This window comes from Nocardia gamkensis NBRC 108242, assembly GCF_001612985.1.
Taxonomy (GTDB): Bacteria; Actinomycetota; Actinomycetes; order Mycobacteriales; family Mycobacteriaceae; genus Nocardia; species Nocardia gamkensis.
The window spans coordinates 42303-55983 of the sequence record NZ_BDBM01000053.1 but is presented as its reverse complement, the minus strand read 5'-3'; the positions used below and the strand labels follow the sequence as shown (position 1 = coordinate 55983).

Annotated in this window: 11 protein-coding genes; all 11 read left to right on the top strand. The window is 68.6% G+C overall.

Annotated elements, in window-relative coordinates:
• A partial coding sequence (locus tag NG1_RS29435; protein WP_245660115.1) for a molybdopterin-binding protein occupies positions 1 to 940 on the top strand: 940 nt, incomplete at its 5' end.
• A gap of 486 nt (positions 941 to 1426) precedes the next feature.
• Positions 1427 to 1597 carry a hypothetical protein gene (locus NG1_RS37130; RefSeq protein WP_157106832.1) on the top strand — a complete coding sequence of 57 codons (171 nt, stop codon included), beginning with the start codon at positions 1427 to 1429 and terminating at the stop codon, positions 1595 to 1597.
• Positions 1598 to 1767: 170 nt separating this feature from the next.
• On the top strand, positions 1768 to 2109 hold the full coding sequence (locus NG1_RS29430) for a DUF1330 domain-containing protein (RefSeq protein ID WP_062976235.1): 342 nt from the start codon (positions 1768 to 1770) through the stop codon (positions 2107 to 2109).
• 78 nt (positions 2110 to 2187) lie between these two features.
• Complete coding sequence (locus NG1_RS29425; RefSeq protein ID WP_063910471.1) at positions 2188 to 3885, top strand: bifunctional S-methyl-5-thioribose-1-phosphate isomerase/methylthioribulose 1-phosphate dehydratase; 1698 nt, start codon at positions 2188 to 2190, stop codon at positions 3883 to 3885.
• Positions 3882 to 4457: a 1,2-dihydroxy-3-keto-5-methylthiopentene dioxygenase gene (locus NG1_RS29420; RefSeq protein WP_062976232.1), complete on the top strand. Its 576-nt coding sequence runs from the start codon at positions 3882 to 3884 to the stop codon at positions 4455 to 4457. The genes NG1_RS29425 and NG1_RS29420 overlap by 4 nt, the downstream gene beginning before the upstream one ends.
• Complete coding sequence (mtnC, locus tag NG1_RS29415) at positions 4454 to 5137, top strand: acireductone synthase (protein WP_062976230.1); 684 nt, start codon at positions 4454 to 4456, stop codon at positions 5135 to 5137. Before NG1_RS29420 ends, mtnC begins: the two co-directional genes overlap by 4 nt.
• Positions 5138 to 5473: 336 nt before the next feature.
• Positions 5474 to 6259 carry a hypothetical protein gene (locus tag NG1_RS29410; protein WP_062976228.1) on the top strand — a complete coding sequence of 262 codons (786 nt, stop codon included), beginning with the start codon at positions 5474 to 5476 and terminating at the stop codon, positions 6257 to 6259.
• A 401-nt stretch (positions 6260 to 6660) separates the two neighbouring features.
• A complete protein-coding gene (locus NG1_RS29405) occupies positions 6661 to 10371 on the top strand; it encodes a nitrate reductase subunit alpha (protein ID WP_062976226.1) in 3711 nt (1236 codons plus the stop codon).
• A 131-nt stretch (positions 10372 to 10502) separates the two neighbouring features.
• On the top strand, positions 10503 to 12233 hold the full coding sequence (gene narH, locus NG1_RS29400) for a nitrate reductase subunit beta (RefSeq protein WP_245660117.1): 1731 nt from the start codon (positions 10503 to 10505) through the stop codon (positions 12231 to 12233).
• Positions 12230 to 12910 (top strand): nitrate reductase molybdenum cofactor assembly chaperone, encoded by a 681-nt coding sequence (narJ, locus tag NG1_RS29395; protein WP_062976222.1) that lies wholly within the window; start codon positions 12230 to 12232, stop codon positions 12908 to 12910. The genes narH and narJ overlap by 4 nt, the downstream gene beginning before the upstream one ends.
• Positions 12907 to 13665 (top strand): respiratory nitrate reductase subunit gamma, encoded by a 759-nt coding sequence (narI, locus tag NG1_RS29390; RefSeq protein WP_062976220.1) that lies wholly within the window; start codon positions 12907 to 12909, stop codon positions 13663 to 13665. Before narJ ends, narI begins: the two co-directional genes overlap by 4 nt.
• The last annotated feature ends 16 nt before the right edge of the window (positions 13666 to 13681 follow it).

Genomic DNA, 13681 nt, shown 5'->3' with positions numbered 1-13681 from the left:
GCGGCGACCGGTGGGACTGCTGCCGGGCGAAGCGGTGCGGATCGCCACGGGGGCGCACGTCCCGGACGGCACCACGGGTGTGCTGCGCGACGAATTCGCGCACATCGCCGACGAGACGCTGTACCGCCTGCCGGACACTCCGCTTCGCGACGACATCCGCCGCCGCGGCGAGGATCGCGCGGCCGGTGATCCGGTCGCGCCGGAGGGCACGCCGGTCACCGCGGCGTTGGTCTCCGCGGCCGCGAGCGTCGAAGTCACCGTGGCGCCGGTGCGCGGCCCGGTCCGCGCGCGCATCGTGATGACCGGGGACGAGATCCGCAGCGAGGGGCCGCTGCAAGCGGGGCAGACCCGCGACTCGATCGGTCCTGTCCTGCCGGAGCTATTGTCCTGGAACGGCATTCGCGCCGCCGATCGGGTGCATCTACGCGACACTCCGCACGGCTTCGACGAGGTCGTGACCGTCGCGGCGGAGTATGACCTGCTGGTGATCGTCGGGGCGACCGGCGGCGGGGCCGCCGACCAGCTCCGCGGTGCCCTCGCCCGCGCCGGAGCCGAGATCCTGGTGCCGCGGCTGCGGCTGCGGCCGGGCGGTTCCACCGTCGTGGCCCAGCTCGCCTCCGGCAGCACGGTGCTCGGCCTGCCCGGCAACCCGTTCGCCGCCGTCGCGACGCTCATGGCGCTCGCGCCGGCGATCGTCGAGGGCCGCACCGGCGCCGCTCCCGCGCGCCCACTGCGCGGACCGCTGCACAACGCGGCCGAGATCACCGGACCGGTGCCCCGCATCGTCCCGGCCCGCGCCGCCGACGAAGGTGGCTGGATCGGCGACCCGACCATACGCACGGCACACCTCGGCGGTCTCGTCGACCGCGACGGCCTGGTCGTCGTCCCGCCCGAGGCCGACGACGGAGCGATCGTCGAGTTCCTGCCGCTGCGCCGCTGAGACAACGTGCGGTTCGTCGCTTTTGGGCACGAAAGTGCTTGCAGCGCAGTCTTTCCAGGAGAACGAGTGCGCACAGGAAGCCGAGAGCTCGCCGAGACCCGGTCCCGGCGTCGAACCGAAGTCGTTGTCTCACAGCGGAATCAGCGGTAGCGGCGGCGACCACTCGAATGACCCGCACGCTTCTTCACGACAGCGGAATCGAATTCACCGCGATAAACACCGACGCACCCGCGCAAGCGTTACCGCTACCCCCGGCGCACCCTTTGCCCCAACTCTCCGGCGCGCCGGCCAGGAGAATGTCAACCAGAGGCACACCGCAACCGAATTCGTTATCTAAATCAATGCGAATATTGCCTCTACCTGCGTAAACATGACAGATCTGCCGCTACGGGGCTTATTTTTCATTTCCTCTTCCAGACGCCATATCCGCTCGCTATCGTGAGTTCGTTAGGCGAATATCAATCCCCCGGAAAGGACCGTGTGGAGATGACTGAAAAGTCGAAGAAAACGCCTAAGAAAATGCCGAAGCAGATGCCGAGGCAGCAGCAGCAACAGCGCCAAGAGCAGGACATGCGCGAGGGCGCGGACATGGAAGGCCGTCGGGGCACCAGGAGCGAGATGCCCGACCGGCGCGGCGAGCAGGAGCGCCGCCGCTAGTTGATCTGCGCCACCCGCGCCGCCGGCCCCAACTCCTCCCGGGACCGGCGGCCGCGGTCGTTCGAGACCAGTGCGCTTACCCCTCGGGTAATTGCCGCACCGCGCGCGGCGGACCTACCGTCGGTGCGACGCCATCCCCGGCGTGATCGAACGAAGGAAGGCCAAACGCCATGTCCGCCTATGGCTTCGCCCACCTCCGCAGTCGCAGGGCCCACCCCGACATCCTCGAATATCTGGAGCGCATCCAGGCCACCTTGGACCCGTTCGGCGGCCGTTTCGTCGTCCACGGGCCCCCGGCCGAGGTCGTGGAAGGCAACTGGCCCGGCAGCATGGTGCTGATCGAGTTCCCCGGGATGACCGAGGCGCGGGAGTGGTACCACTCGCCCGCCTACCAGGAGATCCTGCCGCTGCGCGCAGATCACATCGACGGCGACCTGCTGCTGATCGAGGGCGTCGGCCCGGACTACGACCCACGCGAACGCGCCGCGAAACTGCGCACCCCGGCCGCCTGACGCGATTTCGGCGCGCCATCCTCCGTCCGATACCGTTGACCAGGCACGACACGGTTCGACGCGAGAAGGATGCGCCTGATGGACGACAGCTCTCTGGTCTGGGACGACGGCGCGCTCGTCACCATCGACCAGCGCGGCCTGCCGCACGAGGTGCGTGAACTGCGACTGAGCACCGTCGACCAAGTGATCGACGCGCTCGAGGCGCTGGCCATCCGCGGCGCGCCCGCCATCGGCATCGCGGGAGCTTTCGGCGTCGTCATCGCCACCGCCGCACACACCGTGGACGGCGTGGTGGACGAGGCGGCGGTGCAGGCCGAGGCGGACCGGATCGCCGCCGCTCGCCCGACCGCGGTGAATCTGGCCTGGGCGGTGCGGCGGGTTCGGACGAAGGTGGGCCACGGCGCGGGCGCGGTCCTCGCCGAGACGCTCGACATGCTCGCCGAGGACGGCCGGGTCAACCGGGCCGCCGCCACCCACGCCGCCGACCTGGTGCAGCGCCTGTGCGCGGATCGGCCGCTGCGTGTGCTCACCCACTGCAACACCGGGCGGCTGGCGACCAGCGCGTTCGGCACCGCCATCGGCACGCTGCGGGTGCTGGCCGAACGCGGCGCGATCGAACAGGTGCTGGTGGACGAGACCCGGCCGCTGTTGCAGGGCGCGCGGCTGACCACCTGGGAACTCGCCGAAGCGGGCATCCCGCACCGGCTCACCATCGATTCCGCCGCGGCCTGGGCGATGGCGACCGGACAGGTCGACTGCGTGCTCGTCGGCGCCGACCGGGTCACCGCCAACGGCGACGTCGCCAACAAGATCGGCACCTACGGTCTCGCGCTCGCCGCCCGCCACCACGGCATCCCGTTCGTCGTGGTCGCCCCGGAGTCGACCCGCGACCTGTCGATGGCCACCGGCCGGGAGATCGTCGTGGAGGAACGCGCGGCGGCCGAGGTGACCGGATTCGGTGGCGTCGCAACGGCTCCCGAGCACACCGAGGTCTTCAACCCGGCCTTCGACGTGACGCCGGGTGAGCTGGTGACGGCGGTGGTCACGGAGAACGGCGTGGTGCACCGCGGCGATTCGTCACACGGCGACGCCACCACGAGCACCACCCCCGAACTCGGATCCGATCAATCGCACGGCGCGGCCATCGCGGACATCGCTCGCGAGCTCTACCGGCGCGGCTGGATGCCGGGCACGGCGGGCAACATCTCGGTGCGCACCGGCGCCACCGCCCTGGTCACCGGAAGCGGGTTGTCCAAAGGCGAACTCACCGAGCGCGACATGGTCACCGTGCGGATAGCGGACTCCGCGCCCGTGGCAGACCACGGACGCAAACCCTCCGCCGAGACGACGATCCACACCGCCGTCTACCGGACCCGCCCGGCCCAGGCGGTCGTGCACATCCATCCGCCGTTCGCCACCGCACTGGCCACCCGCTCGGGGTCCCCCGGCACGCTCGCCACGCTGCGGATCACCGACTACGAGCTGATCAAGGGGCTCGGCGGCGGCGATCCGGCCGTCGCGGAGATCCCGGTCTTTCCGAACTGGCCCGAGGTGCCGCGCATCGGCGCGGACATCGAGCGCTACCTGCTCGACCATCCCGGCGCGCTGCCCGTCCTGGTCATCGCCGGTCACGGCATCACCGCCTGGGGCGATGATCTCGCCCAGGCGCGCGATCGCGCCGAATGCCTGGAAGCATTGTGTGAGCTGGTGTCCCGCACCGGCAGTCCGGCGGCGTTCGCCCCGCGCGACGACTTTCTCGAGATTGGACCGACATGACCCTCCTGCAGGTGATGGCCGCGGGCGACGCGGCCGACGTGCGCGTACGCACCAGCGACGACGAGGTGATCGGCACCGAACTGGCGAAGCACGGCGTAACCTTCGGCCGCTGGCCGGTGGTCGAGAACGCCGCGTCGGCGTCTTCCGAGGATCTGCTCGCGCACTACGCGACGAACGTCGCGGAACTGAACGGCTCCGGGCGCTACAAGCACATCGACATCGCCCGCATCCACCCCGACGACGCCGACCCGAAGTGGCCGGAGATCGCCGCGGGCGCGCGCGGCAAGTTCCTCGACGAGCACCGGCATGCCGAGGACGAGGTGCGCTTCTTCGCCGCCGGACGCGGCTGCTTCTATCTGCACCTGGGCGAGGAGGTCTTCGCGGTGGTGTGCGAGGGCGGCGACCTGCTCTCGGTACCCGCGGGCACGCTGCACTGGTTCGACATGGGCCAGCGCCCCGATTTCATCGCCATCCGCTTCTTCGAGGAAGCGGACGGCTGGGTCGGCGACTTCACCGGCGACAAGATCAGCGCGGGCTTCCCCACCCTCGACGAGCTGCTGACCGCGCCGTGATCGACGCCGTCGTCGTCGACATCGAGGGCACCACCAGCCCCACCGCCGCGGTCCGCGAAGACCTGTACGGCTATACCCGGCAACGGCTCCCGGAGTGGCTGGCCGAGAACAGCTCCGCCGCCGCGCCCATACTCGCCGCGACCAGAGAGCTGGCCGGGCGACCGGAGGCCGACCCTGCCGAGGTCGCCGCGATCCTGCGCGAGTGGCTCGACACCGACGTCAAGGCCGAGCCCTTGAAGACCGCGCAGGGCCTGATCTGCGCGGAGGGCTTCCGTAGCGGCGCGCTGCACGGCGAGTTCTTCCCCGACGTGCCACCGACCCTGGCCGCCTGGCACACCGCGGGGTTCGCGCTGTACGTCTACTCCTCCGGATCGATTCGCAACCAAAAGGATTGGTTCGCCTACGCGCGCGGCGGCAGCCTGTCCGGCCTGATCAGCGGATACTTCGATCTGTCGACGGCGGGCGGCAAGCGCGAATCCTCCTCCTACGACAAGATCGCCGGAGCCATCGGCATACCCGCCGAACGCATCCTGTTCCTCTCCGACCACCCCGACGAACTCGACGCCGCCACCGCCGCCGGATGGCGAGTCATCGGCCTCGCCCGCCCCGGCGAGCCCAATCCACCACGACCACCGCACCACTGGGTCGACACGTTCGCCGACATCGATCCTGCCGCCTAGACCAGTCAGCGGATACGCCGGGTTCGCCTCGGCGGCCGCGACATCCACCAGGGAACATCCCGCACCACCGCGACCCGGCGCCGACGACCGGGCTGTCCGTCGCGAGCTGCTCGGAGTTCGCCCGGTGCGGGCAGGTGGGCGCGGAACTCCGATGCGGTCCAGGCCGATCGCTCCGCTACCGCGCGTATCCTGGCAGAGGTGGCCGAAAGCAACATCGGCGCAACCATGGCTCGGATTCTGCGCCGCATCGATGTCTCTCTCGATGAGGTAAGTCGGGTTCTCGCTCGACGTACCCACGCGATAGCCCGGGACCTTCGTCGCGGATCGAATGCGTTGATGGACGGCGACGCGGCCAACGCGCTCGAGCTGCGCCGCGCCGGAACCGACCACCGCAAGGCCGCCGCCGACTATGTGCGGAAGTTCCCGGGGAAGTGGGTTCAGCCTCCGGTGCGCCGCATCGAGAACGCGCCGGAACTCGTCGCGGATGAACTCGAACGGATCTTTCGCGCCGGAGACCGCGCGCGGTGGGCGAACTACGACCCCAGGTTGTGGCAGCAAGGCCATCGGGCGTTCGAGGCGTGGCTGAAGACGGAGGGGCCGCTCGCACCGCTGAACGAGCACTACGGTCTGAACTGCTGGGAGATGGTCACCTATGCGGCGACCCGAGCCGGCGTGCTGGACAAACATCAACTGCGAGATCTGGTCGAACTGCGTCGGCGTCCGGACGGCACCTGGGGTGGCGACTACCTGGAGGTGTGGCTCGACCGCATGGGGGACTGGCTGATCCCGGAGGGACGTCGCCGCTACACCGGGGAGCCGGACAGCCCACGGCCGCAACGCGGCGATATCGTCATGTGGAACAGAGGCGAGCACGTCACGGTGGCCACCGGGCGCACGGGGCCGGACGGATCTCCCGAGCTGTATTCTTTCTGGAACCTGCCTAAATACCCGCTGACGTGGGACGAAGGCACCAGTTCGTATTCGGCGGTGTCGGATGCGGTGCAGGTCACGACCGTCGATGAACTGACGAACGCCATGCACAGCGCGCGGGACAAGGACGGCGACATCGTGTTTCCGCGATCGCAAAAGTTCGACATCTTCTTCGGCCGCGGTCCGTGGTGAACGTTCCAGCACAATTTCCGCAAATTGTGATCCAAGCAACTGGCCGCGTACCGGAAAGCTACCGGGAATCAGCCGAATACAAGTAAAAACAGCACGACCGAAGCACTGTGGAGTTGTGTTAACAAATGTAAAGCGCGAGAGAACCGGTCGTTTCCAAAGCATCACCGACCCGGCGGTGATCCACCCCCTCAGAGCTGCTTTTGACCAGGTCATCACGTATCCGCCCTGGTCGTCTCGTCAGGCGCGTCTCGGCGGCACCGCGCCACCGTGACCGCCACGTTGCGCCGATCTCACAACTCACCGCAGGCCCGAATGGGCTGTGAGAGAGTTGTTTGGCGAGCCGTCGACGTCTCCCTACGCTCGGAACATCAGCCCGATTTTTACAGCTCGAAGGGGACGTCGTGGTTAATTCCCGCACCCAGGGTCACGCACCCTCCGCCCCGGCCACCGACGCCGGGGACGCGCTCTTGCGGCTGGGGAAGTACTTCCACCGGGGCGAGGTGTCGTCCGATCAGCGGACGCTGCACAAGGTCGGCGGGCGCAGCGCCGACGAGTTCTACCGCGATCGCTGGTCCCACGACAAGGTGGTGCGCTCCACGCACGGCGTGAACTGCACCGGCTCGTGCTCGTGGAAGATCTACGTGAAAGACGGTGTGATCACCTGGGAGTCGCAGCAGACCGACTACCCGTCGGTGGGCGCCGACAAGCCGGAGTACGAGCCGCGCGGCTGTCCCCGCGGCGCGTCGTTCTCCTGGTACACCTACTCGCCCGCCCGGGTGCGCTACCCCTACGTGCGCGGCACGTTGCTCGAGCTGTACCGGGAAGCCAAGTCCCGGCTCAAGGATCCGGTGCTGGCCTGGGCCGACATCGTCGAAGACCCGGAGAAGGCGCGCAGCTACAAGGCCGCTCGCGGCAAGGGCGGATTCGTGCGCGCCGAGTGGTGGGAGGCGGCCGAGATCGCCGCCGCCGCACACGTCTACACGATCAAGCAGTACGGCCCGGACCGGGTGGCCGGGTTCTCGCCGATTCCGGCCATGTCCATGGTCAGCCACGCCGTCGGCGCCCGGTTCATCTCGCTGCTCGGCGGCTCCATGCTGTCGTTCTACGACTGGTACGCCGACCTGCCGGTGGCCTCGCCGCAGGTGTTCGGCGACCAGACCGACGTGCCCGAGTCGGCGGACTGGTTCGACGCCGGTTACCTCATCATGTGGGGCTCGAACGTGCCGGTCACCCGGACACCGGACGCGCACTACATGACCGAGGCCCGCTACCGGGGCCAGAAGGTGGTCGTGGTCTCCCCCGACTACGCCGACAACACCAAGTTCGCCGACGAGTGGGTGCCCGCGCGCCCCGGCACCGACGCGGCCCTCGCCATGGCGATGGGTCACGTGGTGCTGAAGGAGTTCTTCGTCGAGAAGACCACGCCGCGCTTCCTCGACTACATCAAGCGCTTCACCGACCTGCCGTTCCTCATCACCCTCGACGAGCGTGACGGGGCCTACGTCCCCGGCAAGTTCCTCACCGCCGCCGACCTGGGCCGCACCGGCGAGGGTGTGCAGTTCCAGACGGTGCTGCTGGACGCGCAGGCGCAGCCGGTGGTGCCGAACGGCTCGCTCGGCCATCGTTTCGGTGACGAGGGCGCCGGACGCTGGAACCTCGATCTCGGGGACGTCGATCCCCTCCTGAGTCTGTACGGCCGCACCGACGACGCTGCGGCTGTACAGATTCCCCGCTTCGACAGCGACACTCCCGGCGTGCTCACCCGCGGCGTGCCGACCGCGACCGTCGCGGGCAGGCGCGTCACCACGGTCTTCGACCTGTTGCTCGCGCAATACGGCGTCGGCCGCGACGGTCTGCCCGGCACATGGCCCAGCGGCTACGACGACGCGGACGAGCCCTACACCCCGGCCTGGCAGGAAGCCATCACCGGAGTGCCCGCCGTGCAGGCCCAGCGCATCGCGCGCGAGTTCGCCGACAACGCCGAGCGTTCCGGTGGCCGCTCGATGATCCTGATGGGCGCGGGCACCAACCACTGGTTCCACTCCGACCAGATCTACCGCGCGTTCTTCACCCTGACCCTGCTGACCGGCTGCCAGGGCGTGAACGGCGGCGGCTGGGCGCATTACGTCGGGCAGGAGAAGTGCCGCCCGGTGACCGGCTGGTCCACCCTGGCCTTCGGCCTGGACTGGCAGCGCCCGCCACGGCAGATGCAGGGCACGGTGTTCTGGTATCTGACCAACGACCAGTGGCGCTACGACCCGTTCACCGCCGAGCCGTTCGCCTCCCCCCTGGGCACGGGCAAGTTCGCCGGCCGCACCGCCGCCGACAACATCGCCCTCGCCACCCGGCTGGGCTGGATGCCCAGCTATCCGACCTTCGACCGCAACCCGCTCGACCTGGTGGACGAGGCCGAGGCCGCGGGCAAGACCGCTCCCGAGCACGTGGTGGACGGGCTGAAGTCCGGCGACCTGCGGTTCGCCTGCGAGGACCCGGACGCGCCGGAGAACTTCCCGCGGTGCCTGACCGTGTGGCGGGCGAACCTGCTCGGCTCCTCGGGCAAGGGCAACGAGTACTTCCAGCGTCATCTGCTCGGCGCCGACTCCAATCTGCAGACCACCGATGCCACCGGCGTGCGGCCGCAGGAACTGACCTGGCGGGAGACCGCGGCCACCGGCAAGCTGGATCTGCTGCTGTCGCTGGACTTCCGGATGACCAGCACCACGCTGTTCTCCGACATCGTGCTGCCCGCCGCCACCTGGTACGAGAAGCACGACCTGTCCTCCACCGACATGCACCCGTTCGTGCACGCCTTCTCCCCGGCCATCTCGCCGCCATGGGAGGCCAAGACCGACTTCGACGCCTTCCACCGGATCGCCCGCGGGTTCTCCTGGATGGCCGAGAAGCATCTCGGCAAGCGCAAGGACATCGTCGCGGTGCCGTTGCAGCACGACTCGCCGGACGCGACGGCCCAGGCGGGCGGTCGCGTGCTGGACTGGAAAGCCGGTGAGTGCGAACCGATTCCGGGCAAGACCATGCCGAAACTGGTCGTGGTCGAACGCGACTACCCGAAGCTGGCGGAGAAGATGGCCGCGCTCGGGCCGCTGATCGACACGCTGGGCGTCACCACCAAGGGCGTCACCACCTATCCCGACCAGGAGGTCGAGTACCTCGCCGGGATGAACGGCACGGTCGTGTCCGGTGTGGCGCAGGGCCGCCCATCGCTGGCCAAGGACACCCACGCGGCCGAGGCGATCCTCGCGTTGTCGGGCACCACGAACGGCCGTCTGGCCGTCGAGGGTTTCCACGCGCTGGAACGCCGCACCGGCACCAAGCTGGCCGACCTGGCCGCGGAGCACGAGGGCAAGCGGATCACCTTCGCCGACACCCAGGCCCGCCCGGTCCCGGTGATCACCTCGCCGGAGTGGTCGGGCAGCGAGACCGGCGGCCGCCGCTACTCGCCGTTCACCATCAACACCGAGCGACTCAAGCCCTGGCACACGCTCAGTGGGCGCCAGCACTTCTACCTCGATCACGACTGGATGATCGAGCTCGGCGAGCAGCTGCCGATCTTCCGCCCGCCGCTGGACATGACCGCTCTTTTCCACGAGCCCTCGATCGGCGACGTGGGCGACAAGGGCGTCACCGTGCGCTACCTGACCCCGCACTCGAAGTGGTCGATCCACTCGGCCTACCAGGACAACCTGCACATGCTGACGCTCTCGCGCGGCGGCCAGACGATCTGGATGTCCGATCGCGACGCGGCGAAGATCGGTGTGGCCGACAACGACTGGATCGAGGCGATCAACCGCAACGGCATCGTGGTGGCCCGCGCCATCGTCAGCCACCGGATGCCCGAGGGCACCGTGTTCATGTACCACGCCCAGGACCGCGCGGTGGACGTGCCGCGCATCGAGGGCATCGGCGAGGACACCAAGGGCCGGGGCAAGCGCGGCGGTATCCACAACGCACTCACCCGCATCATGATCAAGCCCTCCCATCTCATCGGCGGCTACGCGCAGCAGTCCTTCGCGCTGAACTACCACGGCCCCACCGGAAATCAGCGCGACGAGGTCACGACGATCCGCAAACGGTCGCAGGAAGTGGAGTACTGACATGGGTGACGGCGGCATGTGGGCCCACACGCACCTACCGACGCAAGAAGGCGGTACCGACATGGGTGACGGCGGCACGCGGACCCCCCACGCACCTACCGACGCAGGAAAGCGGTACTGACATGCGAGTCATGGCACAGCTGGCCATGGTGATGAACCTGGACAAGTGCATCGGCTGCCACACCTGCTCGGTCACCTGCAAGCAGGCCTGGACCAATCGCGGCGGCACCGAGTACGTCTGGTTCAACAACGTGGAGACCCGGCCCGGACAGGGCTATCCGCGGCAGTACCAGGATCAGGAGAAGTGGAAGGGCGGCTGGACGCTGAACAAGCGCGGCAAGCTCACCCTGAAGTCCGGCTCCCGGCTGAAGCGGCTGCTGAACATCTTCGCCAACCCGGATCTGCCCACGGTCGAGGACTACTACGAGCCGTGGAGCTACGACTACGACAACCTGCTGTCGTCGCCGCCGATCGACACGACGCCGGTGGCGAGGCCCAAATCGCTGATCACCGGCGAGGACACGAAGGTCACCTGGGGCGCCAACTGGGACGACGACCTCGGCTCGGGTCCCGAGCAGGTCGGTAAGGACCCGCTGCTGGCGAAGCTGTCCGACCAGGTGAAACTGGAGTTCGAAGAGACCTTCATGTTCTACCTGCCGCGGATCTGCGAGCACTGCCTCAATCCGTCGTGCGCGGCGTCGTGCCCCTCCGGCGCGATCTACAAGCGCGCCGAGGACGGCATCGTGCTGGTGGACCAGGACAAGTGCCGCGGCTGGCGGCAGTGCGTGTCCGGCTGCCCGTACAAGAAGATCTACTTCAACCACAAGACGGGCAAGGCGGAGAAGTGCACCTTCTGCTACCCGCGCGTTGAGGTCGGCATCCCGACGGTGTGCTCGGAGACCTGCGTCGGGCGATTGCGCTACATCGGCGTGATGCTCTACGACGCCGACGCCGTGCTGGAGGCCGCGTCGGTCACCGAGGACGCCGATCTCTACCCGTCCCAGCTCGGTGTGTTCCTCAATCCCCATGATCCGCGCGTGATCGCCGAGGCCGAGCGCGCCGGGATCTCGCCGGAATGGATTCAGGCCGCCCAGGATTCGCCGGTCTACAAGCTGATCGTGGACTACCAGATCGCGCTGCCGCTGCATCCGGAGTACCGCACCATGCCGATGGTCTGGTACGTGCCGCCGCTGTCGCCGGTGGTGGACGTGCTCACCGAGACCGGGCACGACGGCGAGAACGCGTCGAACCTGTTCGGCGCCATCGACGCGCTGCGCATTCCGGTGGAGTACCTGGCCGAGCTGTTCACCGCGGGTGACGTGGGCCCGGTGCGCGCGTCGTTGCAGCGCCTGGCGGCGATGCGTTCGTTCATGCGGTCGGTGAACCTCGGGGAGGAGCCCGATCCCTCGATCGCGCCCTCGGTGCGGCTGGAGCCGGAAGAGATCGAGGCGATGTACCGGCTGCTGGCCATCGCCAAGTACGAGCATCGCTACGTCATCCCGACCGGCGCGGGAGCCCGCGCGCACGAATTGGATTCGCTCGCCGCCGGATGCAGCCTGGACACCGACGGCGGACCGGGCATGACGGCGTTCGACCAGATGGTGGAGAAGTTCCACCTCACCGACTCCAACGGCGCCGCGCCGCAGGAGAAGTCGTCCCGGATCAATCTGCTGAACTGGGACGGGAAGAGCACCGACGGTTTGCTGCCGAGCAACGACGCTGCCAACGGCAATGGGCACGCGAACGGCCACACCAACGGCTCCGGCAACGGCTCCGGCTCCGGCAACGGGAACGCCGACGGCGGCGCGAGCAACGCCGCCGCCGGTGATCCGGCCTCGACTCCGACCGGAGCGGGGCGATGAGCCTGCTGAAACTGCGGCGCCGCCCGGAACCGGCGGTCGAACTGGCCCAGCGCGACCGTCAGCTGGTCTGGCGGATCGCCGCGCTGCTACTGGACTATCCGGGCGAGCAGACGCTGGCCATGGTCGACCAGTTGGCGACGGCCGCGGCCGCCCTACCGGACGAAATGCGCGCCCACCTGGACGAATGCCTCGACTATCTGCGGACGACTCCCCCGCTGGAACTCGCCGCGGACTACGTCGCGACCTTCGACATGCGCCGCCGCGCCAGCCTGCACCTGACCTTCTACGCCTACGGCGACACCCGCAAGCGCGGGATGGCGCTGCTGCGGTTCAAGCACGCCTACCGGCACGCCGGTGTCGAACTCGGTGACGAAGAGCTGCCCGACCACCTGCCCGTGCTGCTGGAGTTCGCCGCCACCGTCGATCCGATCGGCGGCGAACGGCTGCTCGGCGAGCACGTTCCGGTGCTGGAGCTGCTGCGGCTTTCGCTGTCGGACAACGGCTCCCCCTATGCCGGAGTGCTCGCGGCGATCGGGGCCACGCTGCCGCCGCCGACCACCGCCGACCGCAGGCGCATCGCCGAACTCGCCGCCCAGGGGCCGCCCGAAGAGGAAGTCGGATTGGAACCCTTCGCGATGGACCCCTCCCTGTTCGACGGATCGGAAGGCCGACGATGAACGCAACGCCGAACCTGCCGATCGCCCTGTGGCTGATCCTGCCGTACATCGCGTTCACCTCGTTCGTGCTCGGCCACCTGTGGCGCTACCGCAACGACCAGTTCGGCTGGACCACTCGCTCTTCACAGATGTACGAGAGCCGCCTGCTGCGCCTGGGCAGCCCGCTGTTCCACTTCGGCATGCTCGGGGTGTTCGGCGGTCACGTGCTCGGCGTGCTGATCCCGGAATCGTGGACCGACGCGATCGGGGTCTCCGAGCACATGTACCACGTGATCGCGGTCGGCGCCGGGTCGGTGGCCGGTCTCGCCGTGCTCGCCGGCGTTGGCATCCTGCTCTACCGGCGTTTCACGGTGCCCGCCGTCCGCAAGGCGACGACCGGCAACGACAAGCTGATGTACGCGCTGCTGGCCGCCGCGCTGATCACCGGCCTGCTCAACACGTGGGGCAGCAATCTGCTGTGGGGCACCTACAACTACCGCGAGACCGTCTCGCCCTGGTTCCGCAGCCTGTTCACCCTCGCCCCTGAGCCCGAGCTCATGGTGGACACGCCGTGGACCTTCCAGCTGCACGGTTTGGTCGTGCTCGCGCTGATCGGGCTGTGGCCCTACACCCGGCTGGTGCACATGTTCAGCGCGCCCGTCGGCTACTTGATGCGGCCGTATGTGATCTACCGCAGCAAGGAATACGACGCTCCCGACAAGCGCCGTTACGCCCGGGCGTGGGACGCGCCCGTGACCCCCGAACGCTGGCGCTAGATACGCCGCGCACGAG

What these genes read in the sequence shown, in the direction of transcription:
- narI (WP_062976220.1), top strand. Translation starts at nt 12,907, where the DNA reads ATGAACGCAACGCCGAACCTGCCGATCGCCCTGTGGCTGATCCTGCCG.
- NG1_RS29410 (WP_062976228.1), top strand. Translation starts at nt 5,474, where the DNA reads ATGGACGGCGACGCGGCCAACGCGCTCGAGCTGCGCCGCGCCGGAACC.
- narJ (WP_062976222.1), top strand. Translation starts at nt 12,230, where the DNA reads ATGAGCCTGCTGAAACTGCGGCGCCGCCCGGAACCGGCGGTCGAACTG.
- narH (WP_245660117.1), top strand. Translation starts at nt 10,503, where the DNA reads ATGGCACAGCTGGCCATGGTGATGAACCTGGACAAGTGCATCGGCTGC.
- NG1_RS29430 (WP_062976235.1), top strand. Translation starts at nt 1,768, where the DNA reads ATGTCCGCCTATGGCTTCGCCCACCTCCGCAGTCGCAGGGCCCACCCC.
- NG1_RS29425 (WP_063910471.1), top strand. Translation starts at nt 2,188, where the DNA reads ATGGACGACAGCTCTCTGGTCTGGGACGACGGCGCGCTCGTCACCATC.
- NG1_RS29420 (WP_062976232.1), top strand. Translation starts at nt 3,882, where the DNA reads ATGACCCTCCTGCAGGTGATGGCCGCGGGCGACGCGGCCGACGTGCGC.
- NG1_RS37130 (WP_157106832.1), top strand. Translation starts at nt 1,427, where the DNA reads ATGACTGAAAAGTCGAAGAAAACGCCTAAGAAAATGCCGAAGCAGATG.